The sequence below is a fragment of the Pacificispira sp. genome (assembly GCF_965228185.1).
GTDB lineage: Bacteria > Pseudomonadota > Alphaproteobacteria > UBA8366 > Aestuariispiraceae > Pacificispira.
In genome coordinates this window covers 183,242-207,574 of the sequence record NZ_CBDDHE010000002.1, presented here as the reverse complement: position 1 = coordinate 207,574, position 24,333 = coordinate 183,242, and the positions used below count along the sequence as shown (strand labels likewise).

Genomic DNA, 24,333 nt, shown 5'->3' with positions numbered 1-24,333 from the left:
CCATTGGCGCGCGCGGCCGTCGGCGCACGCTCTTCCCGACCCGGCCGGAACAGGCGCGGTTCGTCCGAAGGCGCGCTCGCACAACGGCTGCCGGCGGGCCGCCCGAACGGGACCGGAACCGCCGAGGTAGGAGTATATGACAAGACGCATGTTAGTAGATGCGACCCATCCGGAAGAGACCCGGGTGACGGTCGTCAATGGCAACCGGCTTGAGGAATTCGACTACGAAACAACCACCAAACAGCAGATTAAGGGCAATATCTACCTCGCGAAGGTTACGCGGGTGGAACCGTCCCTGCAGGCGGCGTTCGTAGAATACGGCGGCAATCGCCACGGCTTCCTGGCCTTTTCTGAAATCCATCCCGACTATTACCGGATTCCGGTCTCTGACCGTGAGGAACTGGTCGAGGAAGTCGATGCCGACGAAGACGATGTCAGCGGCGAAGCCGGTGACGGGGTCGAGGATATGGGCGCCGGCGAGGGTGTCGACGAGGCAGTCGAGGAGGCGGCACGCCGCCGCCCGCGCCTGCGCCGCCAGTACAAGATCCAGGAAGTCATCAAACGCCGCCAGGTCATGCTGGTGCAGGTGGTCAAGGAAGAGCGCGGCACCAAGGGTGCGGCGCTGACGACCTATCTGTCGCTGGCCGGCCGGTATTGCGTGGTGATGCCCAACACGTCGCGTGGCGGCGGGGTCAGCCGCAAGATCGCCAACGTTCAGGACCGCAAGCGCCTGAAGTCGATCCTGTCGGAACTCAGCGTGCCGGAAGGCATGGCGGTGATCCTGCGCACGGCCGGGGCCGAACGGTCCAAGGCCGAGGTCAAGCGTGACTTCGACTATATCATGCGGCTGTGGGACGAAATTCGGGAGCGCACCCTGGAATCGACCGCACCCAGCCTGATCCATGAGGAAGGCAGCCTGGTCAAACGGGCGATCCGCGATCTCTATACCAAGGATATCGAAGAGGTCCTGGTTGCGGGTGACGAGGGCTACCGGGTCGCCAAGGATTTCATGCGTGCGCTGATCCCCAGCCACGCCAAGAAGGTCCAGCCGTACAAGGACGAGCAGGGTATCCCGCTGTTCCACCGCTATCAGGTCGAACAGCAACTGGCCCTGATCCACGATTCCACAGTCCATCTGCGGTCCGGCGGGTCCATCGTCATCCACCAGACCGAGGCGCTGGTGGCGATCGACGTGAACTCCGGCAAGTCGACCCGGGAACGTCATATCGAAGAAACCGCGCTTAAGACCAACCTGGAGGCCGCCGATGAGGTGGCACGTCAGTTGCGCCTGCGCGATCTGGCCGGTCTGATCGTCATCGACTTCATCGATATGGACGAAAACCGCAACGATCACGCGGTCGAACGGCGTTTGAAGGAAGCCCTGCGCCGGGACCGCGCGCGCATTCAGGTCGGCCGGATTTCGGCCTTCGGCCTGTTGGAAATGTCGCGCCAGCGTCTGCGCCCAAGCCTGATCGAGGCGATGAGCCAGCCCTGCCCGACCTGTGGCGGCGTCGGCTATATCGTGTCGACGGAATCGGCGGCCCTGATGGTCACCCGCGCCCTGGAAGAGGAAGGTCTGCGCCGCCGCGCCCGCGAAATCACCGTGAAGGTGCCGGGATCGGTCGCGCTCTACATCCTGAACCATAAGCGTGCGGTTCTGACGGATATGGAGAACCGTTACGGCTTCTCCGTCACGATCGAGGCGGTCGACGGCATGCTGCCGCCGAATTTCGAGATCCAACGTTCCGGAACGCTCGAAGGCGAAGCTGTCGATCTGCCGGCGGTCCAGGCCGAAGAGCCACGCAACCGGGACCGTAGTTCCGACAGCGAGGAGGATCGTGGGTCCCGTCGCCGGGGCCGTCGCGGCGGACGCCGTCGTGGCCGGGGCCGTGAGGATGAGGATCAGGCCGTCCAGGATGTCGAGGATATCGAGGACGAGGCCGACTCGGAAGATGCCGGTGAGGACGAGCCGCAGGCCGAACGGGCCGATGGCGAGGACCGCAACCGCCGCCGCCGCAAGCGGGGCCGTCGTGGGGGCCGTCGTCGCGGCCGGAACCGCAACGAGGACGGAACGCTGGAGAACGGCGAAGGCGGAGACGATCAGGCAGCCTTGGACGCTGATGGCGAAGCCGATGCCGACGCTAATGGGGATGCCGAGGCGACCGATGCCGGGGCCGAGGGCACGGGTGAGGAAGCCAAGCCCAAGCGCCGGCGCCGCAGCCGGGGTGGCCGCCGCCGGGAAAGTCAGGGCACCGATGAGGCCGCCGCTGATGCTGCCGCTGAAGAGGCGGTAGCCGATGCGCCGGTCGCCGAAGCCACCGAAGGCGATGCCGCTGAAACGTCCGAGCCGGCTGAAGCTGCACCGGTCGAAGAGCAAGCCGTTGCAGAAGAACCTGCGCCGGAACCCGTAGCCGAGGAAAAGCCGAAACGCCCGCGTCGTACCCGGAAGAAGGCTGCCGCTGCCAAGCCGGCCGCCGCGGAACCGGCGGAATCGGTCGAGACGGGTACCGAGGCCAAGGAAGACGCCAAAGCAGCGCCGGAAGAAAAGCCGAAACGCCCACGCCGGACTCGGAAGAAGGCCGCGGCGGCGAAACCGGAACCCGCGGAGCCCGCTGCTGAAAGCACCGCCGAAGCTGCCGGTGATACGCCGGCTTCGGCGGACGACACGGCCGATGCTCCGGCGGAAGTGCCGGTCGCGGCCAACAGCGACGCACCGCCCGCCGAACCCGCTTCGGTCGAGGAAAGCGCCGAAGCAGCCGGTGACGACGACTCCGCCTCCCAGCCGAAGAAGCGAGGGTGGTGGAACAGGGTCCTGGGTTAACCAATCGATCCCCGCCCCGCCGGTTCGTCCGGCGGGGCGGTTTCGTTTTCAGGACCTTGTAGATGAGACCCGCTGCGCTACATGACAGCATGGTCATAAGCAAACATGCGATTAGGGAGTGACGCGATGGCAGTGAACGAGGGCGATACCGCGCCGGATTTCACCATGCCGACCGATGGCGGCGGCACGGTCCGCTTGTCGGATCTGAAGGGCAAACCGGTAATCCTTTATTTCTATCCGAAGGACGACACGCCGGGTTGCACGAAGGAAGCCTGCGGATTTCGCGACTCTCTGCCGGATTTCTCCGGTGCCGGCGCCACGGTGATCGGCGTATCGAAGGACACGGTCGCCAAGCATGACAAGTTCAAGGCCAAGTACGATCTGACCTTCCCGTTGGCCTCCGATGAGGACGGGGCGGTCTGCGAGGCCTATGGCACCTGGGTCGAAAAGAGCATGTATGGCCGCAAGTATATGGGTATCGACCGCGCAACCTTCCTGATCGATGGAGACGGCAAGCTGGCGAAGATCTGGCGCAAGGTAAAAGTGCCGGGTCACGTCGAAGACGTGCTGGCCGCCGTGAAATCGCTTTGAGCTGTGAAACTGCTTTGACCTACGTGAAGAACGAACGGACCCTCGCCTGTGCGGCGATCGAGGTTCTGGAAACACCGGATGCCCGGGGCAAGGCCCATGCCGCCCGCCGCGTCGCCCGCGACTGGCTTACCCGTGGTGTCGAATGCTGCCACGGTCCGCGCCCGGTGCCTGCCCGCCCGGCCCGCCCTGCGCATCCTGTGCTGAAACGCCCAAAGGACGTGCCGCGCCGCAAGATCGGCCCCGCGCCGGAAGGCCGGATCGCATTGCTGCATGCGCTGGCGCATATCGAACTCAACGCAATCGATCTCGCTTTCGACATCGTCGCCCGGTTTGCGGGCAATGGCCTGCCGGAAGAGTTTTTCGACGATTGGATCGCGGTCGGCGATGACGAGGCGCGTCATTTCCTGATGCTGGACGACCGGCTGCGGACCCTCGGCGCGTCCTATGGCGACCTGCCGGCCCATGACGGCCTGTGGCAGGCGTCGATGGAAACCGCCCATGATCTTCTGGCCCGGCTGGCCATCGTGCCGATGGTGCTGGAAGCGCGGGGTTTGGACGTTACGCCGGCAATGATCGAGAAGCTGGAGGCCGCCGGAGACACGGAAAGCGCCGCCGCGCTGCAGATCATTCATGATGACGAAATCTGTCATGTCGCCGTTGGCCGGCGCTGGTTCGAACATGTCTGTACCGAACGCGGCGTGGAACCGGTCGAAACCTGGCAATCCATGGTGAAGGAACATTTCAAAGGCGGTCTCCGTCCCCCCTTCAACGTGGAAAGCCGTGCGCGTGCGGGCTTCCCGGAAACTTACTACAGCCCGCTCGCTCCTTAGGTTCAGAGCCCCGGTAGCGGGGCGATGGCGCCGGAATCGGGAAAGACGCGCTTGTTCAGCGCGGAGGCGCTGACCATCCAGTGTTTGGCGAGCACCGCCTTGAACAGGGCGCGGCTGTCGACGGTCGGCGATAGGGCGCCGTCCCGCCCCAGCGCTTCCACATCCAGCTTCGGCAGGGGTCCCAAACGCTTGCCGCCTGACACGCCGCCGCCCAGTACCAGGGCCGCGCCGCCCAACCCGTGTTCCGTGCCACCGGCTCGGTTGGGCGGGACGGAGCGGCCGAACTCCCCAATCGTCACGATCATGCTGTGGGCGAAGGCCGCGCCGAGGGAGTCCGCCAGTTGCGCCAGTCCTTCCGCCAGCCCGGCGATGCGGCGGGACAAGGGACCACGATCCGTGCCCTGCTGGATATGCGTGTCCCAGCCGCCAATTTCGATCACCGCACAGCCGGGCCCCGTTCCGCCGGCCATCGCCCGCCCGATGGTGCGTGCCAGAAGCGGGAAAGTTTGGGCGTGACGTCCGGCGGCGTTGGCGTCGGCATGGTCCTGGCCCAAGGCGCCGGCCAGCGTGTCATGGGCTTTCCGGCCGGCCTGCAGAGCCTCCGCCAGGGCGGCATCGCCGGCATAGAGCGCCTGGACCTTCGCCAGGAAACGGGGATCGGCCGAGGGCGGTTCGGTGCCGCCGATCGCGAGGGGAGGGGCTTCGCCGCGCAGGACAAGCGGCAGGTTTCCAATCGGATGGCCGATGCTTCCGCCGCCGCTCGCCGCGCCGACGGCCGCGACCGCCCGGTTCAGCCAGCCGTTGTCCTGAACGGTTTCTATCCCGGCGGATCCGGAATCCAGAACCGAAATCGCCTCCGCATGGGAGGTGCCGCGATAGGGGGAGGCGACACTGGGCAGGACCGCCAGTTGCCCGGCCTCCCAATAGGGGATCAGCGCCCCGGCATTCGGGTGCAGTCCGATAACGCCATCCAGATCGAACAGGCCACCCGGTGCGTCCGGCCCGGGCAGGGCGAGGTTGGACCGGACGCTGCGATAGGCCGGGTCGCCATGCAACGGCAGCAGCGCCTGGCCATCCGGTCCGCCGCGCAGCAGGACCAGGATCAGGGGACGGTCGGACGGTCCGGCGGCATAGGTCACGCGGATTCCTGACAGCGCAGCGACCGTGGCCGCCCCACCCAGGGCCAGCAATCCGCGTCTCGTAAGGGATAAACGTTCTGTTCCCATCATCGACTACCGGCGCTGGAATTCCGGCGACGCGAACAACAGGCCCAGCGCCTCTGCCTGGTCCCGCGTCACCGAAAGCCGCCGGTAAGTCTGGGCGGTGACCAAGGGTCCCAGGATCGACAGGGCAAAGTCCGGGACGGGTGTCGTGCCCAAGGCTTGAATGCCCTCTGCGGCCGCCGCGGCGACCCATTGCGCGCGTTCGACGACCTGTTGCGGTGCGGTCCAGGCGGCATCCAGATCCGGCCAGCCCGCGACCAGCGGCGCCTGTTTTGGCGCCTGCCCCAGGGCCCGCATCGACCGCAGCGCCACGCCCGCGCGGTCCGGACCGTAATCCAGGGCGCGGGCGACGGACAGCACCAGATCGTCCGGAGACTTCGCCTTGGCCTGCACCGGTGTCCAGGCGCCGGGCGCATCCACCAGACCCTGGACGAGCCCGCGCAGGCTGTTCCCGCCGCCGGCATACCCGTCGATCATGCTGTCGACCACATCCTCCGCCGGGGCGTCGGACAGGATGTAGCGTGCCAGCCGGGTCGCCAGATTGCGCGCGGTGGGTTCGCGCCGGGTCAGGGCGTCCAGGGCCGCTTCGGCCTCCAGCGCTCCCGCGGAGGGATAGGCGCGGTTCAGGAAGAACTTGCCCTGCGGTTGATGCAGTTCCTCACGAAAGACGAAAGTGCCGGCATTGGGTTCCGCCGGTCCGGCCACCGACCAACCGGTCAGCATCTTGGTCAATTCAACGATATCCCGGTCGGTATGGGCAGTCTCGTCCGCCACGGTCAGGCGGGTGATGATGTGATGCGCCAGGGCGGCGTTCAGGCCGGACCCACTTCCCAGGCCGGCGGGGGAATACTGGCCGAAGGAGCCGGAATTCTCGAACGCCAGCAACATGGCCGGGTGCCGCACGGCCTGGGTCAGCAGCTTCGTGTAGCTGCCGGTCATATGCGGGCGTATGACTTCGCGTTCAAAAGCATAAGCCAGCGACATGGAACGGGGATCGGTCGCGGTGATGCCGAAGAAATTGCACCAAAACCTGACCAGACGTTCCCGGACAGGCGTCTTGCTGGCAAGCGTATGCGCCAAATGGGTCTGGGCCTCGCGCTCGAAGGCTGCCTGAACGGCCCGGCGATGGGCACGGACCGCACCCGGTCCCGATGCCAGACTATCGATCAGCGCCGCTGCCTTTGCCGGGCTGCCCGGCAGGGCGTCCAACCCCGGCGACGGTTCGGGCGGGCCGGAAATCTGGGACATGACCCAGCCGGCAGGGTCGGCGGAGATCGCCGACAGTTGACCCGGACGGGCGCCATAGCCGAAACGCGACGCGGCAATGGCCGCGAAACCGATTTCGGGCGAGAATTCCGTCGGATAGGGTTGGGCCATCGGGCGGCGTCGCTCCCTTGCGGCATGAATGCTTTGAAAGCGTATCGCGATTCCGGCTTGTCACAAGGCGTGACGGGCGTGGTCCGCGACCTTATAGTGCGCCGCCGCAAGGCATCTTTGCGCGCATCACTTCGTTCTAGGGGAATTCTCGGTCATGCAAATCGACAATCCGTATCTGATGTTTCTGGGCGACGCGGCCGACGATCTGGCTGCCAAGGTTGCGAACGGCGTCGCCAAATGGCGCCCGGACTGGTGCAAGGGCCAGTTGCGCCTGGATGGCTGCAAGGCGGATCTCGGCCTGACCGACATGTCGCTGGAAGAAGCGAAGGCTGCCGGCTGCAAGACCGTGATCGTGGGCGTTGCCAACCGTGGCGGAATCATCCCGCAATCCTGGCTGTCGACGTTGGAACAGGCCCTGGTGATGGGCTTCGACGTCGCGTCCGGCCTGCACAACAAGCTGTCCGATATCGAAACCCTGTCCAGCCTGGCCGCCGAACATGGCCGCAAGCTGTTCGACGTCCGTCATCCGACGGAAACCTTCGAGGTCGCGAAAGGCTCGCGCCGTCCGGGCAAGCGTCTGCTGACGGTTGGAACCGATTGTTCGGCCGGCAAGATGTTCACGTCGCTGGCCATCGAGAAGGAAATGCGGGCCCGTGGCATGAAGGCGGATTTCCGCGCCACCGGTCAGACCGGCATCTTCATCGCCGGGTCGGGCGTGTCGGTCGATGCGGTCATCTCGGATTTCATTTCGGGCGCGACGGAAAAACTGTGCCCGGCCAACGATGCCGATCATTGGGATGTGGTCGAAGGGCAGGGGTCGCTGTTCCATGCCTCCTTCGCGGGCGTCAGCCTGGGCCTGCTGCACGGCGCGCAGCCGGACGCGATGGTCATGTGCCACGAACCGACCCGGACGCATATGCGCGGTCTGCCCGACTTCCCGCTGCCGAGTCTGAAGGCCTGTATCGAACTGAACGAGCGCATGGCCCGGATCGTCAATCCGGACGCCCGTGTGATCGGCGTGTCGGTCAATACGTCCAATCTGCCGAAAGACCGCCAGGACGACTATCTGGCCGAGGTCGAGAAAGAGCTGGGTCTGCCGGCCGTCGACGCCTTCCGCCAGGGCGCGGGCCGTCTGGTCGACGCGCTCTGACATCATGGTCCAGCTGACGGTCCGACACGACAGTTTTCCGATCGCCGGTACCTTCACGATCTCGCGCGGGTCCAAGACCAGCGTTGAGGTCGTGGTGGCCGAACTGACGGCCGACGGCGTGGTCGGGCGGGGCGAATGTGTGCCCTATGCCCGCTATGGCGAAAGCATCGACAGTGTCATGGCACAGATCCGCGAGTTCGGCGCGGCGGTGGAGGCGGGACAGGACCGTGCAGGCCTGAACGCCGCCATGCCCGCCGGGGCCGCCCGCAATGCTTTGGACAGTGCCATGTGGGACCTTGAGGCGAAGCGCAGCGGCGTGCCGGTCTGGCGCGCTGCCGGATTGTCGGCCGAACCGGTTCCGCTGGTCACCGCCTATACGCTCAGCCTCGATACGCCGGAAAACATGGCGGCCAGTGCCGCGCGCAACGCGACCCGCCCGCTGTTCAAGCTGAAGCTGACCGGCGAGGGCGATCTGGAACGGGTCGCCGCCGTGCGCGAGGCCGCGCCGGAAACTCGCCTGATCGTCGACGCCAACGAAGGGTGGTCTGCCGCGATGGTGGAGCCGTTCTCGGAAAAGCTGGCTGAGTTGGGCGTCGAAATGATCGAACAGCCCTTGCCCGCGGCCGAGGATGCTCTGCTGGCCGACGTCGCGCATCCCATTCCGCTCTGCGCCGACGAAAGCGCCCATGCGCGTCACGGGTTCGAAGATCTGGTCGGCAAGTACGAGATGATCAATATCAAGCTCGACAAGACCGGCGGGTTGACCGAAGCGCTTGCGTTGAAGGCGATGGCCGAGGCGGCAGGCATGGAAATCATGGTCGGCTGCATGCTGGCCACGTCCCTGGGGATGGCGCCTGCTTTCATGGTTGCTCAGGGGGCGAAAGTGGTCGATCTGGACGGACCGTTGCTGCTGGCAAGTGACCGTGACCCGGCATTTGAATTCCAGGGATCGACCATGCTGCCTCCGACGGCGGCGCTTTGGGGGTAGCCTTCGCGCCGCCGCCGGTTGGCATTTAGCCGATCAGTCCGTTTCCGCGATCGATTTCAGGAAGGTTTTGACCTCGCGGCTCAAAACCTCCGCCTCTTTCGACAATTTGGATGCGGCGTCGCGAACCTTGTCGGCCGTGTGGCGGTTGTCATTCGCGGATTCCCGCACCTGACCGATACTGCCCGATACCTCATCCGTGCTGGCCGCGACCGCTTCGACATTGCGGGCGATTTCCTCCGTTGCGCTCTGTTGCTCGGTCACGGAACTGGCGATGCCGCTCGCAATTTCGTTCAAGGTCCGGATCGTATCCGTGAACCGGGCGATGCTCTCGACAGAGTCCGAAGTTGCCGCCTGCATCTGTGAAATCTGCGATGAGATCTGCTCCGTCGCCTTACTGGTCTGGGCGGCAAGGGATTTGACCTCACTGGCAACGACGGCGAACCCTTTACCCGCTTCTCCGGCCCGGGCGGCTTCGATCGTGGCGTTCAGGGCCAGAAGGTTCGTCTGCTCGGCAATGTCGTTGATCAGGGTGATGACGGCCCCGATGCTCTCCGCCGCCTCGCGCAGGGCCTCGACTTTCGTCGTGGTCGCCTGCGCTTCCTCGGCAGCGTTCTTGGTCACTTCGTTCGACCGTTCGACCTGGACGCCGATCTCGCCAATGGCTGAGGACAGTTCCTGGGCCGCACTGGCGACGGTCTGGACATTGCCGGAGGTCCGTTCCGCCGCGGAGGCGACCGTCGTTGCCTGACCGATATTCTCCTCGGAACTCTGGGTCAGGGTCTCCGCCGTCTGGGACATGTCCTGCGAGGCGATGTTGAGTTCTCCCAGGACGGCTTCGGAACTGGCGGAGAAGTCGCTGATCAGGCCGTCTATCCGTTCCTGGCGGCGACGACGCGTCTCATGTTCCGCCTCCTGTCGCGCCTGGGCTGCGTCGTTTTCGATCAGGGCCTTCTTGAAGATGTCCACAGCGCGCGCCATGCCGCCGATTTCGTCGCCACGCTCTGCGCCGGGGACGTCGACCTGACGTTCGCCGCCGGCCAAAGTTGACATCGTTTCTGCCAGACCGGTCAGCGGTCGGACGATCTGACCGCGCACAAAGACGATGCCGACCACCGCAATGACCAGAATGAGCCCGACCGCGAGCGCGATCTGAATCAGTATGACGTTCTGGATCGGCGCCTCGACCTCTTCCGTATGAATTCGCGCAACAACCGCCCAACTCGCCCCATGAAAGTTCAGGGGCGCGAAGGCCGCGACGAAATCGGTGCCGCCATGGGTTTCGTTGGCCGATGTGGATTGACCGGACAGCGCCTTGTCGACCCCGTCCGATTGCAGGCTGGCCTGCAAGATGGTCGGTTCGTCGGTCAGGCGCGACTGATTGCGCATCAGATAATCCGCGCCGATAATCAGCGCTTCGCCGGTCTCTCCGATCTCCCCTGCCTCGTCCATGACGGCATTTATCCGATCGATCGGCATTTGGAAGACCAGGACACCGGCGGTCTTGCCCGCCTGGTCCTGGATTTTGGTTGCGATGAAACTGGCCGGTGCGCCGTGGCTGGGCGCATAGGGCTTGAAATCGAAAAACGACACCGGGTCTGCCGTCGATGCCGCCAGGGCACCCCGAAAGACGTTGCCGAGATCGGTATCCTTCCATTCCCCGGTATTCAGGTTGGTCGCGTAATCCAGTTCCTTGAACACGGTGTAGACGAGGTTCCCGTCCGTATCGAACAGGAAGATGTCGTAGTAGCCGCGCTGTTCCAGCATGAACCGGAAGAACGGATGGTGCCGGGCATGCAGCGTGTCATAGGCGCTGCCTGAACCGGCGGTGTCCAGTTTCTCTTTGGATCCGGTCGGATTTGGATTGTCGGTGATGTATGCCTTCTGGAGAAGGCTCTCCGCGCCGTTTCCCAATTCCCTGAAGGCGTCGGTGAAGGCCTGCACCGCGTCGATTGTTTGTTCATTGCGTGCCGTGATCAGAAGATCCTGCTCGATGGAAAGCAGATATGCGCCCAGGGCACCCTTCCGTCCTTCTGCTACGGCGTGCAGTTCGTTCTCGATCAACTCGAATGAGAGGTCATGTGTGCGCCAAGAACTGACGGTCGCAATGCTGCCTCCCAAGGCAATGGCGGACAAGACAAGCAGCAACGCAGCCTTCCGCGCGATTGGTAAGCCAGTAATCATCTTTTGCATTCCCTGTTGTCGCGCCCATCCGAATGGAAAGACGTTAGCGAGGTCCCACCCTTGCTTTGGGAAGCATCACAAGAGAAAGTTTATATAAGTTTAACTTAAGTGGTTTGAGAGTGTTTTTCTGAAGAATTACGGAAGTAAGTGTCGAAACAGGCCGCAACTTGGCGAGTAAATGGTATTCCGGATGGTTGTATATTTATAACTGATGCTTCTATTGTAAGTATTCCGTCGGAAGCCATTCTTTCCAATCGGCTCAGTGCGTCGGCGATGTCGGAGAGCGCCGCGCCCTGACTCTTACAAAGGGCGGACAGATCAACGGAAAAGTCGCACATGATGCGTTCGATGATCGCCGAGCGCAGTCGGTCGTCGTTGCTCAGGGAAACGCCCTTGGCGATGGGCAGTTTGCCTTGCCGCACAGTGTCGGAATAGCGGTGAACAGGGACGGCGTTCTGGAGGTACAGGTCCGGCAGGCGGCTGACGGCGCTGGCGCCGGCACCGATCAGACTGTCGGCTCTGTCGGTCGTGTATCCTTGGAAGTTTCGGCGCAGCTTTCCTGCCGCATGGGCCTTTGCCATGGAATCGGTCGGTTTGGCGAAATGGTCGATACCGATCTTCAGGTAACCGGCCCGCACCAGCAGCTCCGAGGCAGCATTGAATGTCTCCAGCCTTTCGCCCGGTCCGGGCAAGGCGTCCTCCGGAATCAGACGCTGATGCGGCTTCATCCAGGGAACATGGGCATAGCCGAACAGCGCAATCCGGTCCGGGGCGAGGTCCAGGGCACGTTGGACGGTCGCCAAGGTGCGGGCCTTGGTTTGATAAGGTAGGCCATACATCAAATCGAGGTTCAGGTTCTGGACGCCGCATTCGCGCAGATTGCCTACCACGCTGGCTGTTTCGGCGAAGCTCTGCATCCGGTTGATTGCCCGTTGAACCAGCGGGTCGAAATCCTGCACGCCGATACTGGCCCGCGTCAGACCGGCCTTTGCCAGCGCGGCGATGCGGTCGAACCCGGTATCCCTGGGGTCGATCTCGACAGCGAATTCAAATCCAGCCACCGGTCGGAAGAGGGCGATGGCGGCACGTGCCAGACGCAGAATGTCCTCCTCGCGCAGGAGCGTCGGCGATCCGCCGCCCCAATGCATTTGGGACATGCGTAGCCCTTGTGGTGCTGCGTCGGCGATCAGCACCATCTCCCGGATCAACGTATCCACATACGCGCCGACCGGACGGTACCGGCGGGTAATCTTCGTATGGCAGCCGCAGAACCAGCACAGCGTGTCGCAATATGGGACATGCAGGTACAGCGAAACAGGGTCTTCGGCCGGAAGCCGGGACAGGGCTTGCCGGTAATCGGTCGCGCCGATGTCGTCGCGGAAATGCGGCGCAGTCGGATAGCTGGTGTAGCGCGGGGCCGCGCCCCCGTATCGGGCGATGAGGTCCTGTTTCATGCCCGGACCATGGCCGGTCCGCCCGCCGCCGTCATTGATCCCGATCAATTGGACGTTCGGACAAAGCGACCGTGCGGCAAGTCGGCTTGAAGGGGCGGGAGGCCAAGGGTATTGTCCGGCCCCGAACTCACCCGAACAGACAAGGTCCCTAACCATGGCCGATCTCGCCGCCGACACCGACATCCAGCAGGACGACCCGGAAACCAGCACCCAAACCGCGACCGGCGCGCGTCTTCGTTCCTTCATCGAACGGGTTGAGCGTTTGGAAGAGGAAAAGAAGACCATCGCGGACGACATCAAGGAAGTTTATGCCGAGGCGAAAGGCCAGGGCTTCGACGTCAAGACGATGCGCAAGATCATCTCTCTGCGGAAGAAGGACCCGGACGACCGGGCCGAGGAAGACGCGCTGCTGGAAACCTATTTGGCCGCGCTGGGCATGGCCTGATCAGTCACCGGCGACCCGGATGGCAGGGATCGGCAGTCTCGCCATTTCTTCCACCAGGTCGCGGTAGACGATTTCCGTCCATAACGGCGCGTCCTCAGGGACCGAAGCCGGCTCTCGGCGCAGATCGGACGGGGCCAGCAATATGCGCATCTGGCCCAGGCCAGTATCTGACGCCAAGGTGAAAATTTCTTCGACATCGGCGTCGGTCACCACGATGCAGCCCTGCGATCCATTGGTCCAACCATGGATCATGATGTCGCCGCCCAGATCGGTGCGTCCGTCCTCCTTGCCGCGTTCTTTCTCGAAGGCGTTTGGATAGCCGATCTTCAGCGACACATGGGCGATGGAGTTCGGGTTCAGATATTCAACGCCATAGACCCCTTCCGGGATTTGGCGGTCGCCCTCCATCAGCTTTGGTCCCATGCGCCCGGTCCAGGCCTGGAATGGATAGGCCTTCACGAATTGCAACTCGCCATCCAGGGCGCGGCCATAGAGTTCCAGGCGCCGTTCCTGCTTCAGACCGACCATCACGATCTCATGCGGCGGGTAAGGCAGGTTGGCTTCCTGGAAGGCGGGCTGCAGGCGTGACCGCGCGGCTTCACCGAACTGCGACAGGCGGCTCGCGACCGTATGGCGGGTGACCTGTGGGTCCGGGGCCAGCTTCTCCGCCAGACGGTCGGGGGGCGGCAAGACGGCGCGGGTCCACATAAAGGCGATGCCGGGGGCCGCGACCACCGCGCAAAGCGATAGAAGTGCCAGAAGCCAAGTCAACAATGTCGAATTCATCATGGCGCGGAGAATGTCCGCGCCTTACGGCACCTTAAGGGAGCGAATCGGGCAATTCCGGGGCCGTTGGCTCAGCAGCTTGGGCGCAGACGGACAAGGCCCCAGCCATAGACATCGTCCTTGCCGGTAGAGCCCAGATCCATTGAGTAACGCTGCAGGCTGCGCCGGATCAGTTCCGGATCCGGTTCAAAGCCGGCATTCAGATGAAGCGCGACCATGGCGGTGACGAAGGGCGCGGCGAAGGAGGTTCCGCTCTGATTCTTGATGCCGCGCGGGGTCTGGGTCGGGACGTCGACGCCCGGTGCGGCGAAGTCGATATAGTTGCCGCGATTGGCATAGGGATAGAGCCGCATGGTCTTGTCGATTGCCGTGACGGCAAAGGAATCCGGATGCGCGGCGGGCCAGGCCGGAGGCGCGTTGGGACCGTTGTTCCCCGCCGCGGCAACCAGCAGAAGACCTTTCTCCAGGGCGCGGTTGATCGCCAAGCGCATGATTTTGTTGTCGCCCCCTGCAATGGACAGGTTCGCCACCCGGACGCCATGGGTGACCAGCCAGTCGATAGCCCTTACCAGGGCGGCCAGATTCCCGACATCCCGGCCGTTCCGACGTTCGAAAATGTTCGCAGCGAAGAGTTTGGCGCCGGGCAGTAGACCGCTGGCGCGGTCGCCGACGGACCGGCCGATCAGCATGACCGCGACCGCCGTGCCGTGATCCTCCGCGGCCGGCACGCGGTCGGGCTTCAGGAAGCTTTCATAGATCAGGCTCTTACCGCGCAGCGCCGCGTGGTCGGTGTCGACATAGCCGTCGATTTGTCCCAAGACGATACCCTTGCCGCAGCTATCCGGAACTTCGCCCCAACCGGACAGGTCGCGGGTGAAATCCATCGGGCTCGCGATCTGGGACCGACGATAGGATCCTCCGGAAAGGTCCATCAGATCGTTCGTTTCGACCAGAAGGCTGGGGAAACGATTGGATATCATCTCCATGGCGTCCGGCACCGACATGCCGGCCGGCGTCGCAACCTCGACCAGGGTGAAACCCAACCCCTCCAGAACAGTGCTTTGCAGAACTTGGAAGCCGGCCTGTCGCAGGTCGGCCAATTGCCGGGCGGTCGGATCGACGATCAGCAGCGCGTCGGCCTCGATTGCCTGCTGGCGGGATCCCGAGACGGCATTGCCGCTGCCGCCGTCATCCTGGTTATGGCGCGTGCCTATGACGCGGCCATTGGAATCATATTCCAATACCGTCCATCCCTGAGCCTCCCCTACCGCGGGCCGAAGCGCGCAGAGCAGCAGAAGAAGCAGGGGCAGGAACCTCATGTCAGTTTGACGCCCCCGAGCCGTCTCCGGACGACGCGTTAGCCAGTTCCAGCCATTCGTCTTCGCTCAAAGTGGTGACGCCCAGTTCGGCCGCCTTCTTCGCCTTCGATCCCGCATCGGCGCCGACGATGACAAAGTCGGTTTTCTTGGAAACGGAGCCGGACACCTTCGCGCCGAGCGATTCCGCGCGCGCTTTTGCCTCGCCCCGGCTCATTTTTTCCAACGTACCCGTGAACACGACTGTCTTCCCCGCAATCTCCGAGTCGCCTGCAACCGGCGCTTCGACATCCGTGATGGTCAGCGTAGCGGCCAGTGATGACAGGACGTCGACATTATGCGCCTCGCCGAAGAAGGCCGCCAGACTGTCCGCTGCGGTCATGCCCACCGTGTCGATCCCGGTCAGTTCCGCGTAGGCGGGGCCGATCAGTTCCGGCTTCTTATGTTCGTCCGGATTGCCTTTTCGCTCCTCCGCGACGGCGGTCATGGCCGTCCGCCAGGCCTCGAACCCGCCATAGGACCGGGCCAGCAGCTTGGCCGTCGTCTGGCCGATATGGCGGATGCCCAGCGCGTAGATGAACCGGTCCAGGGGGATTTCCCGGCGTGCCTCAATCGCGTTCAGCAGGTTCGTGACCGACTTCTCCTTCCATCCTTCGCGCCCGATCAGGGCGTCGCGATGGTCAGACAGGCGGAAAATGTCGGCCGGCTGGCGGATCAGGGATTCCGTCCAGAATTCCTCGATGCTTTTCGTGCCCAACCCTTCGATGTCGAAGGCGTCGCGGCTGACGAAGTGTTTCAGGCGTTCCACCGCCTGCGCCTCGCAGATCAGGCCGCCGGTGCAGCGCCAGACCACCTCGCCTTCGTCCCGTTCGACGTCGCTGCCGCAGACAGGGCAGGCGGCCGGGAAGCGGTAGGGCGGTCCACCGCCGTCTTTGACGACCTCCAGCACTTGCGGGATGACATCGCCCGCGCGCTGAATTCGGACCGTGTCGCCTTCCTTGACGCCCAGGCGTTCGATCTCGTCCTGGTTATGCAGGGTCGCGCGGGACACGACGACACCGCCGACCGTAACCGGCTTCAAATTGGCGACCGGGGTCAGCGCGCCGGTGCGGCCGACCTGGACGGTGATTTCCTCGATCACGGTTTCCGCCTTCTCGGCGGCGAATTTATGCGCGATGGCCCAGCGCGGCGCGCGGCTGACCTGACCCAGCCGTTCCTGCCAATCCAGCCGGTCGACCTTGTAGACGACGCCATCAATGTCGAAAGGCAGTTCGGCGCGCTGTCTCCCGATCATCCGGTAATGGGCCAGAACCTCCTCGACCGTACGGCACAGGGCGGTCGGATGGTTCAGCGAGAAACCGAGAGAGCGTAGCCGTTCCCGCGCTTCCGCCTGGGTCGGTGCCAGTGGTTCCGACAGATCGCCCCAGGCATAGCCGAAGAACCGCAACGGGCGCTGTTTGGTGATGCTGGGATCGAGTTGCCGCAGGGATCCGGCCGCGGCATTGCGGGGATTGGCAAAGGTCTTCGCGCCTGCCGCCGCCTGCCTTTCGTTCAGCGCGAAGAAATCGTCCTTGCGCATATAGACCTCGCCCCTGACCTCCAGCACGGCCGGCGCGCCGGTCAGCGTGACCGGCACGTCTTCCAAGGTCCGCATATTGGCAGTTACGTCCTCGCCTTCCGACCCGTCGCCGCGCGTCGCGGCATAGACCAGTTCGCCATTCTCATAGCGCAGGGAGGCTGACAGACCGTCGATCTTGGGTTCGGCCAGGATCGCCAGTTCCTCGCTGTCGGACAGTCCCAGAAAGCGCCTGACGCGGGTCAGGAACTCCGCGACATCCTCGTCATTGAATGCGTTGCCCAGGGACAGCATCGGCTTCACGTGCCGGATCTTGCCGAACCCGGATTTCAGACCCGCGCCGACCTTCAAGGACGGGCTGTCCTTGCGCACCAGATTGGGGAAGCGCGCTTCGATCGCCTCATTGCGGCGGCGCAGGGCATCGTAATCCGCGTCGGAAATCTCCGGCGCGTCTTCCTTGTGATAGCGGGCGTCGTGATAGGCGATCTCCATCGCCAGGCGCGCCAATTCCTTCCGGGCCTCGACCTCGCTCAGCGCGCCGACATCCTTGCTGCTGCTCACGACTTCAAACTCCCTGGATCAGGCGGTCCGCTGCCGCCCGCGCTTCGTCGGTAATCTCCGCGCCGGACAGCATGCGGGCCAGTTCCTCACGCCGGTTATGCGGGTCGAGGCTGCTGACCGATGTCGCAGCGCGCCCGTCATTGCCGGTGGATTTCGCGACCCGCCAATGGGAAACGCCCCGGGCCGCCACTTGCGGCGAATGGGTGACGACCAGGACCTGCAGCCGCTCTGCCAACCGCCCTAATCTCTCGCCGACCGCCGCCGCCGTCGCCCCGCCGACACCGGCATCGACCTCGTCGAAGACCAGGGTCGGGACAGTCCCGACTTCGGCCAGCGCGACCTTGATGGCCAGCAGAAAGCGGCTTAACTCCCCGCCGGACGCAATCTTGTCCAGCGGGCCGCCGGGCATCCCCGGGTTGGTCGTGACGGCGAAGCCGACCCGGTCCCGGCCATTCGGTCCCCATTTCGAGGGTTCCAAGGGGTGAATCTCCGTCGCGAACCGGGCCCGTTCCAATTTCAGCGGCGGCAGTTCCGCATTGACCGCCGCATCCAGGCGTTCCGCGGCCGATCGGCGTTTGACGCTCAGCGTTTCCGCCGCGCGTTCGTATTCCTTGCGGGCGGTTTCGGCCTGCGCGGTCAGGGCGGCCAGCCGCTCCTCACCGGCGTCGATGAAGGTCAGGCGTTCGGCAATGTCCTCGCGCAGGCGCGGCAGATCGTCGACGCCGGTGCCATGTTTCCGGGCAATGTCGCGCAGCGCGAACAACCGTTCTTCGATGTCCTCCAGCGCCCCGGAATCGGCGTTCAGGTCCGAACCGATCCTGTTCAGCTGACCAATCGCCTCTTCGATTTCCACCGCCGCGCGGTCCAGGCCCGCAACGACTTCGTTCAGGCGTTCACCCATTTTGTCCGCGACACGGTCCAGGGCCCGTTGCGCCTGGCGCAGGCCGTCATCCGCGCCGCCATTGCCGGACAGAAAATCGACCGCCGCCGTTATGGATTCGGTCAAACGTTCGGCGTTCTGAAGCAAGGTCCGGCGTTCGGCCAGGTCTTCCTCCTCGCCGGGTTGCGGGGCGAGTTTGTCCAGTTCCTCCGCCGCGAAGCGCAGGTAATCCTCTTCCTTGCGGGCGGCTTCGGCTTTGGCCGCGGCCTTGTCATACTCGCGCCGCGCCGCCTGCCAGCCGCCGAAAAGGCGCTCGACCTGACCGCGTTCGGCATCCAGGCCGCCAAAGGCATCCAGCAAATCGATATGGGTGGCGGCGTCCAGCAGGCCGTGTTGATCGAACTGGCCTTGGACCTCGACCAGTCGCTCGCCGATCTGCTTCAGGAGGGCGATGCCGACGGGTTGATCATTGACGAAGGCCTTGCTGCGCCCGTCCGCGGACACGGTTCGACGCAGGATCAGATGGTCCTCGCGGGGCAGGTCGTTCTCATCCAGGATCGCGTGGACCGCATGGTCTTCGGGCACTTCGAATTCGGCAGTGATCGACGCCTTGTCTGCGCCCGGTCGGACCAGTTTGGCCTCTGACCGTCGACCCAGCGCGAGCCCCAGGGAATCGAGAAGGATGGATTTTCCGGCGCCGGTTTCGCCGGTCAATACGGCGAGCCCGCCGGAAAAGGAGAGGCGCAATCTGTCGATCAGTACGATGTCCCGGATCGTGAGCCCCGTCAGCATGATGAGCGCCGGTCTCCGATCAGAAAATCCAGGACCAGGTCCAGCTCAGCCAGGAATCCTCGTCCGGGGCGTCCAGATTGCGTCCGCCCTCCAGCAACGCATAGGAATTGGCGTACCAGTCGCTGCCGGGGAAGTTATAGCCCAGCACCGATGCGGTTCGTTCCGCTTCCGGTCGGATACCCAGCGCAACATAGCTTTCGACGAGGCGGTGGAGCGCCTCCGGCACGTGGGTCGTGGTGTCGAATTGTTGGATGACCGTCTTGAACCGGTTGATCGCGGCGACATGCTCTTCCCGGCGCTGATAGAAGCGTCCGATGGACATTTCCTTGCCGGCCAGATGGTCCTGGGTCAGATCGATCTTCAGATTGGCGTCGCGGGCATATTCGCTGTTCGGGAAACGGCGCACCACATCGCGCAGCCCGTCCAGCGCCAGCCGCGTGATCTTCTGGTCGCGGCCGACATCGACGATCTGTTCGTAATAGGCGATCGCGCGCAGATAATAGGCATAGGCGATGTCGCGGTTGCCGGGGTGCAGATCGATGAACCGGTCCAGGGCGATGATCGCCTCGTCATACTTATCCGCGCGATAGTTGACATAAGCGGACATCAACTGCGCCTTTGTCGCCCAGACGGAGTAGGGGTGTTGGCGGTCCACTTCCTCGAAGGCCAGGATCGCGGCATCGAAGTTCCGGACTTCAAGCATGTCCATCGCTTCGTTATAGAGCTCCTCCACCGGGCGTTCGATATATTCCGGATCGTCCTCGGAACAGGCTGCGAGGCCCAGGCTGAACAGGATCAGCCCGAGGGCAAGCAGACGACGGGGATTGAGGAACTCGCTTACACGCATCGTGGGCCGCTCATTTTCCAGGAAATCGACCAAGACATCCTGGGTGAATATACCATCCGCCCCGAAGGATCAAAACGGCAATCGGGTTCGTCGAATTCCTGGCAAATTCGACGCGGAACGGTGCGGTTTTCGGTGGAAGGATCAGAGCGTGCCGAGATAGTCGGACGCCGGCATCCGCACATAGTTTTCCGAATCGGAGAACAGGGCGCGCAGAAGCTGGTTGTTCAGCGCGTGCCCGGTGCGGCGTCCGCGGAAGTGACCCAGGATCGGTCCGCCCGCAAGTGCGAGGTCGCCGACGCAGTCCAGTGCCTTGTGACGCACGAATTCGTCTTCGAAGCGCAGACCGTCCTTGTTCAGGACCGTATCGCCATCGATGACGACGGCATTCTCCAGGCTGCCGCCACGGGCCAGACCGGCCGCGCGCATCGCCTCGACCTCATGGGCGAAACCGAAGGTGCGGGCCTTGGACAATTCCCGCTTGAAGGTCAGGTCGCTGACTTCCAGGAAGATGTCCTGACGACCGATGGCGCGGCTTTGGAAGTCGATGCCCATCGCCATGGTGAAACGGCGGCCCGGCTCCAGCGACGCGAAGCTTTCGTCGTTGCCGACGCGCACCGCGCGTTTCACGCTGATGACGTTGCGTTCGACGGATTGTTCGACGACGCCGGCGCATTCGACCAGGAAGACGAAGGGTTCGGAGCTACCGTCCATGACCGGAACTTCCGGCCCGTCCAGTTCGATGATCGCATTGTCGACGCCACAGCCCGCCAGTGCCGCCATCAGGTGTTCGATGGTTGCGACGGAACCGTTATGGTCGTTGGAAATCTTGGTGCACATCCGCGTGTCGGTGACCAGGTCGAAGCGCGCCGGGATGTCTCGGGCGCCGTTCTTCAGGTCGACACGGCGAAAGATGATGCCGGTGTTCGGATCGGCCGGGGTCAGTGTCATGTTGACCGGCGCGCCCGAATGGAGGCCGATGCCGCGACAGTTGATCGGAGCTTTCAGCGTACGCTGCAGCAGACCGGCCGTAACGGACCGTTCCGCCATTTCCGTCAGTTCGCTCATCCCATCCAACATTGTCACCACCACACCCTATCGATCGCTTACCAGAGTCAGCGCTTTTACGTCACCCCCGCGCCGCGCTGTTCGGCACGCTGATGGATGTAACACCCGTCCCGCAAGGCAACAAATCAACTAGTGTTACACAATGTTGCATTGCGGCGTGTTTGCCGCAAATGCGCGCGAAATCGAACACACTGTCGGTAACTGTTTCATTTCGCTGGATAACGCAGGATCAGGGATAGAATCATCCCCGCCCAATTTGGCCCAAACGCAAACCGGCCGCCAACCCGGGATGGGCGGCGGCCGGTCAGTATCTATGCGAGGCGGCGTCAATTCGCCTGACGCCGCAGGAAGGCCGGGATTTCCAGCATTTCCTCGTCCGCCTTGGACGGCGCAAGATCGGCTTCCGCCGGTTTGGCCGCTTCGACGGTCCGCTGTGCCGGCATCGGACGCGGGGCGGCCGGGCGCTGCTGTTCCGCCGGCTTGGCTTCGCCGCGCATCAGTGACGGCTCATTCGGCTTCGACGGGACCGTCTTGGCTTGGCCCAGACCCAAGCCGGTGACCCGGCTGAACAGGCTGGTCTTGCCACGCGGGCGCTGACCGTCGCCGCCATTCATCATATCCGCTTCGCGGAACGGCTCGGCTTCCCGGGCCGGACCGCGCTTCAGTTCCTCCGGGCGAACCGGACGGGGCGGAATGAAGGCGTCTTTCGGCCGGACCGCTTCCGGCGTGCCGGGCTGAGCAGGCTTTTCAGCCTCCATTTCAGCGGCGGCCGGTTGGGCGGCTTGTGCGGGCGGATCGTCGAACAGGGCCGGTTCCGGATCGTACTCCTCGGTTTCCGGCATCGGCTCCTGGGCCGCTTCCGGCTCGGCTGCCATCATTTCGGCGGTTTCCGCGACTTCCTCGGCTTCGGCCATGTGGCCGGCGTCATAGGGGTCGGCCTCGGCGACGACTTCGGAAACTTCGGCAACCTCTTCGACCGGCGCTTCCACCTTGCGCGGACGCAGCGGCGTCACCGACGCACGTTGCGACAGGGGACGCGGCGACACGCCGGCTTCCGATTCGATACCCGTAGCGACGACCGAAACACGCATCTTGCCTTCCAGGTTTTCCTCGAAGGTCGAGCCGAAGATGATGTTCGCGTCGGCGTCGACTTCTTCGCGGATCCGGTTGGCCGCTTCGTCGACTTCGAACAGCGTCATGTCCGGGCCGCCGGTGATGTTGATCAGCACGCCGCGCGCGCCCTTCATCGACACGTCTTCCAGCAGCGGATTGGAAATCGCACTTTCGGCGGCCAGGATGGCGCGATTGTCGCCATCGGCCTCGCCGGTGCCCATCATGGCCTTGCCCATTTCGCTCATCACGGTGCGGATGTCGGCGAAGTCCAGGTTGATCAGGCCGGGCATGACCATCAGGTCGGTCACGCCGCGCACGCCGGAATACAGGACATCGTCCGCCATCTTGAAGGCATCGGCGAAGGTCGTCTTCTCATTCGCGACCCGGAACAGGTTCTGGTTCGGAATGATGATCAGGGTGTCGACGAACTGCTGCAGTTCCTCAATGCCCTGTTCGGCGGCCCGCATGCGGTGTGCGCCTTCGAAATGGAACGGCTTGGTCACGACACCGACCGTCAGCATGCCGTGATCGCGGCAGGCCTCGGCCAGTACCGGCGCGGCGCCGGTGCCGGTGCCGCCGCCCATGCCGGCGGTGATGAAGACCATGTTTGCACCGGTCAGGTGCTCCAGCGCGTCGTCCAGGGATTCCATCGCGGCGTCGCGGCCGATTTCCGGCCGGGCGCCGGCACCGAGACCGCGGGTCACGTCCGCGCCGAGCTGGATCTTGCGGTCCGCCTGGGAATGTTTCAGCGCCTGGGCGTCTGTATTGGCGACGACGAATTCGACGCCTTCCAGGTTGGAGCGAATCATATTGTTGACGGCGTTGCCGCCCGCGCCGCCGACCCCGACGACAACGATACGCGGCTTCAGGTCGACTTCGGCCTCGGGTGCCGTGAAATTAATACTCATGATGCGCCTCCTTCGAGCGACGATGTCTTCAGCCGGTCCTGATTCGCGAGACCTGTGTTCCAGAATCGAGTCTCTAGTGATTCGCGGGATTTGGACCGTTTTTCAGCGAATCCACTGCGGGTTTTTGTGCGTTTTTTGTTTGGGTGTTGCCTAAAAGCCACGAAACCACCCTCCCACACGCGCCATGATTCCCCCCTGATTCGCCGCGGGCTGCGACGCGGTGCTCCGCGCCTCCCCACAATCATCCACAGCGAAGTGCAGAAGGCCGGCTGCAGTGGCGAATGCCGGGCCTCCCGTTGCTTCGGCGAGGCCCGACACCTTGAGGGGCCGGCCGTGCCGAACTTGTTTGCCAAGAATGCGCCCCGCCATCTCGCGAACGCCCGGCAATTGGCTCGCGCCGCCGGTCAGGACGACCCGCTGACCGGCCATGCCGGCCGCGCCGGAGGCATCCAGGCGCTTCTTGACCAGTTCGAAAGTCTCTTCCAGCCGCGGCGCGATGATTGAGACCAGATAGCTCTTCGGCACCCGGTTGGGGGAGGCGTCGTCCTCCTCGCCGATTCGCGGGGCGTCGATCATGTCGCGGTCATCCGACGGGGCGGGCAGGCAGGACCCGTAGAGTGTCTTCAGGCGCTCGGCCTGGTGGATGGTTGTCGACAGGCCGCGTGCGATATCCGAAGTGACATGCTGGCCGCCGACCGGGATGCAGTCGCCGTAAACCGCCGCGCCCTCATAGAACACGCTGAAGCTGGTCGTGCCGCCGCCCATGTCGATGACCGTGGCGCCCAGATCCTTTTCGTCCTCCACCAGGGCCGACAGGCCGGCGGCGTAGGAGGAGAGGGCGAAGTCGAAGACTTTCAGGTGGCAGCGCGCGACACAGTTCACCAGGTTCTGAACCGCGCCTTCATTCGCCGTGACCAGGTGCATCTTCACACCCAGCGTCTGGGCATGCATGGAGCGCGGTTCCTTCAGAAGCGGCCCGCCATCGACGGAATAGCCGATGGGGATGGCGTGCAGCAGCATCCGGTTGTCCTGGCTCTCGGCCTCTTTCGCTTCCTGCAGAAGGCGGGCGATGTCGGGGTCGCGGATTGCGCCGCCGCCGATCGTCATTTCGCGCATCAACGTGGTGCTTTTCGGTTTTGCCCCATTGATCGAGACGATGACGTCTTCGATCGTCGTGCCGGCCATCTGTTCAGCGGAATGCACGGCGGACAGGATTGCGCGATAGGCGCTTTCCATGTCGACGACGACCCCGCCCTTCAATCCGGCGGATTGCTGATGGCTCATGCCGGTCACACGGATGCGCCCGGCATCCGAGACCTCTGCGATAAAGCAGCAGATCTTCGTCGATCCCACATCCAAAGCCGTAAGTTTACGTGTCGTCGCCACCGTCGTTCTTCCTCGAATAGCCGGGCCGGCCCTTACCGCGCCC

At 64.0% G+C, this 24,333-nt stretch carries 18 protein-coding genes; 6 read left to right on the top strand and 12 right to left on the bottom strand.

The genetic code is table 11. The annotated features are described in order from the left end of the window. Positions 1-136 precede the first annotated feature (136 nt). The 3 genes from ACO06O_RS01015 to ACO06O_RS01005 all read left to right on the top strand — a co-directional run bounded on the left by ACO06O_RS01015 (position 137) and on the right by ACO06O_RS01005 (position 4,242). The gene (locus ACO06O_RS01015) at positions 137-2,821 is read left to right on the top strand and encodes a ribonuclease E/G (protein ID WP_421875375.1); all 2,685 of its coding nucleotides are present in this window, start codon (positions 137-139) and stop codon (positions 2,819-2,821) included. Between the two features lie 126 nt (positions 2,822-2,947). Further along, the gene (bcp, locus tag ACO06O_RS01010) at positions 2,948-3,412 is read left to right on the top strand and encodes a thioredoxin-dependent thiol peroxidase (RefSeq protein WP_421875373.1); all 465 of its coding nucleotides are present in this window, start codon (positions 2,948-2,950) and stop codon (positions 3,410-3,412) included. A gap of 14 nt (positions 3,413-3,426) precedes the next feature. Beyond that, entirely contained in the window at positions 3,427-4,242 is an 816-nt protein-coding gene (locus ACO06O_RS01005) for a ferritin-like domain-containing protein (RefSeq protein WP_421875371.1), read from the top strand. A 2-nt stretch (positions 4,243-4,244) separates the two neighbouring features. On the opposite strand, the gene ACO06O_RS01000 is transcribed toward ACO06O_RS01005, so the two are convergent. Both ACO06O_RS01000 and ACO06O_RS00995 read right to left on the bottom strand, forming a co-directional pair. Beyond that, positions 4,245-5,432 carry a DUF1501 domain-containing protein gene (locus ACO06O_RS01000; RefSeq protein ID WP_421875369.1) on the bottom strand — a complete coding sequence of 396 codons (1,188 nt, stop codon included), beginning with the start codon at positions 5,430-5,432 and terminating at the stop codon, positions 4,245-4,247. Between the two features lie 42 nt (positions 5,433-5,474). After that, positions 5,475-6,842, bottom strand: a complete 1,368-nt coding sequence (locus ACO06O_RS00995; RefSeq protein WP_421875367.1) for a DUF1800 family protein — start codon at positions 6,840-6,842, stop codon at positions 5,475-5,477. 154 nt (positions 6,843-6,996) lie between these two features. Between ACO06O_RS00995 and dgcN the strand changes: the two genes are divergently transcribed. Both dgcN and dgcA read left to right on the top strand, forming a co-directional pair. After that, positions 6,997-7,992 carry an N-acetyltransferase DgcN gene (gene dgcN, locus ACO06O_RS00990; RefSeq protein WP_420416944.1) on the top strand — a complete coding sequence of 332 codons (996 nt, stop codon included), beginning with the start codon at positions 6,997-6,999 and terminating at the stop codon, positions 7,990-7,992. Positions 7,993-7,996: 4 nt separating this feature from the next. Continuing rightward, positions 7,997-8,980: an N-acetyl-D-Glu racemase DgcA gene (gene dgcA, locus ACO06O_RS00985; protein WP_421875365.1), complete on the top strand. Its 984-nt coding sequence runs from the start codon at positions 7,997-7,999 to the stop codon at positions 8,978-8,980. Between the two features lie 33 nt (positions 8,981-9,013). Here the strand turns inward: dgcA and ACO06O_RS00980 are convergent, their stop codons facing one another. Both ACO06O_RS00980 and hemN read right to left on the bottom strand, forming a co-directional pair. Next, on the bottom strand, positions 9,014-11,161 hold the full coding sequence (locus ACO06O_RS00980) for a methyl-accepting chemotaxis protein (RefSeq protein WP_421875363.1): 2,148 nt from the start codon (positions 11,159-11,161) through the stop codon (positions 9,014-9,016). Between the two features lie 104 nt (positions 11,162-11,265). Next, a complete protein-coding gene (gene hemN / locus ACO06O_RS00975) occupies positions 11,266-12,615 on the bottom strand; it encodes an oxygen-independent coproporphyrinogen III oxidase (RefSeq protein WP_421875361.1) in 1,350 nt (449 codons plus the stop codon). Here hemN and ACO06O_RS00970 point away from each other — a divergent pair. Continuing rightward, complete coding sequence (locus ACO06O_RS00970; protein WP_421875359.1) at positions 12,599-13,060, top strand: DUF2312 domain-containing protein; 462 nt, start codon at positions 12,599-12,601, stop codon at positions 13,058-13,060. The genes hemN and ACO06O_RS00970 overlap by 17 nt on opposite strands. On the opposite strand, the gene ACO06O_RS00965 is transcribed toward ACO06O_RS00970, so the two are convergent. The 8 genes from ACO06O_RS00965 to ftsA form a co-directional block, all read right to left on the bottom strand. Then, entirely contained in the window at positions 13,061-13,849 is a 789-nt protein-coding gene (locus ACO06O_RS00965) for a L,D-transpeptidase family protein (protein ID WP_421875357.1), read from the bottom strand. 68 nt (positions 13,850-13,917) lie between these two features. After that, positions 13,918-15,165, bottom strand: coding sequence for a S8 family serine peptidase (locus ACO06O_RS00960; RefSeq protein WP_421875355.1), 1,248 nt, complete (start codon positions 15,163-15,165; stop codon positions 13,918-13,920). Position 15,166: 1 nt separating this feature from the next. Beyond that, positions 15,167-17,299, bottom strand: coding sequence for an NAD-dependent DNA ligase LigA (ligA, locus tag ACO06O_RS00955; protein WP_421875353.1), 2,133 nt, complete (start codon positions 17,297-17,299; stop codon positions 15,167-15,169). 4 nt (positions 17,300-17,303) lie between these two features. Further along, complete coding sequence (gene recN / locus ACO06O_RS00950; protein ID WP_421875351.1) at positions 17,304-18,971, bottom strand: DNA repair protein RecN; 1,668 nt, start codon at positions 18,969-18,971, stop codon at positions 17,304-17,306. A gap of 19 nt (positions 18,972-18,990) precedes the next feature. After that, complete coding sequence (locus tag ACO06O_RS00945; protein ID WP_421875349.1) at positions 18,991-19,818, bottom strand: outer membrane protein assembly factor BamD; 828 nt, start codon at positions 19,816-19,818, stop codon at positions 18,991-18,993. Positions 19,819-19,959: 141 nt separating this feature from the next. Beyond that, entirely contained in the window at positions 19,960-20,883 is a 924-nt protein-coding gene (gene lpxC / locus ACO06O_RS00940) for a UDP-3-O-acyl-N-acetylglucosamine deacetylase (protein ID WP_421875346.1), read from the bottom strand. Positions 20,884-21,209: 326 nt separating this feature from the next. Continuing rightward, positions 21,210-22,904 carry a cell division protein FtsZ gene (ftsZ, locus tag ACO06O_RS00935; protein WP_421875344.1) on the bottom strand — a complete coding sequence of 565 codons (1,695 nt, stop codon included), beginning with the start codon at positions 22,902-22,904 and terminating at the stop codon, positions 21,210-21,212. Positions 22,905-23,054: 150 nt separating this feature from the next. Further along, positions 23,055-24,290 (bottom strand): cell division protein FtsA, encoded by a 1,236-nt coding sequence (ftsA, locus tag ACO06O_RS00930; protein ID WP_421875342.1) that lies wholly within the window; start codon positions 24,288-24,290, stop codon positions 23,055-23,057. Positions 24,291-24,333 lie beyond the last annotated feature (43 nt).

Excerpts from the sequence above, each read along its gene's own strand:
- ACO06O_RS00965 (WP_421875357.1), bottom strand. The coding sequence starts at position 13,849 with ATGATGAATTCGACATTGTTGACTTGGCTTCTGGCACTTCTATCGCTT.
- lpxC (WP_421875346.1), bottom strand. The coding sequence starts at position 20,883 with ATGAGCGAACTGACGGAAATGGCGGAACGGTCCGTTACGGCCGGTCTG.
- ACO06O_RS00960 (WP_421875355.1), bottom strand. The coding sequence starts at position 15,165 with ATGAGGTTCCTGCCCCTGCTTCTTCTGCTGCTCTGCGCGCTTCGGCCC.
- ACO06O_RS00970 (WP_421875359.1), top strand. The coding sequence starts at position 12,599 with ATGAGGTCCTGTTTCATGCCCGGACCATGGCCGGTCCGCCCGCCGCCG.
- hemN (WP_421875361.1), bottom strand. The coding sequence starts at position 12,615 with ATGAAACAGGACCTCATCGCCCGATACGGGGGCGCGGCCCCGCGCTAC.
- ftsZ (WP_421875344.1), bottom strand. The coding sequence starts at position 22,904 with ATGAGTATTAATTTCACGGCACCCGAGGCCGAAGTCGACCTGAAGCCG.
- recN (WP_421875351.1), bottom strand. The coding sequence starts at position 18,971 with ATGCTGACGGGGCTCACGATCCGGGACATCGTACTGATCGACAGATTG.
- ACO06O_RS00980 (WP_421875363.1), bottom strand. The coding sequence starts at position 11,161 with ATGATTACTGGCTTACCAATCGCGCGGAAGGCTGCGTTGCTGCTTGTC.
- dgcA (WP_421875365.1), top strand. The coding sequence starts at position 7,997 with ATGGTCCAGCTGACGGTCCGACACGACAGTTTTCCGATCGCCGGTACC.
- bcp (WP_421875373.1), top strand. The coding sequence starts at position 2,948 with ATGGCAGTGAACGAGGGCGATACCGCGCCGGATTTCACCATGCCGACC.
- ACO06O_RS00995 (WP_421875367.1), bottom strand. The coding sequence starts at position 6,842 with ATGGCCCAACCCTATCCGACGGAATTCTCGCCCGAAATCGGTTTCGCG.
- ACO06O_RS01015 (WP_421875375.1), top strand. The coding sequence starts at position 137 with ATGACAAGACGCATGTTAGTAGATGCGACCCATCCGGAAGAGACCCGG.
- dgcN (WP_420416944.1), top strand. The coding sequence starts at position 6,997 with ATGCAAATCGACAATCCGTATCTGATGTTTCTGGGCGACGCGGCCGAC.
- ACO06O_RS00945 (WP_421875349.1), bottom strand. The coding sequence starts at position 19,818 with ATGCGTGTAAGCGAGTTCCTCAATCCCCGTCGTCTGCTTGCCCTCGGG.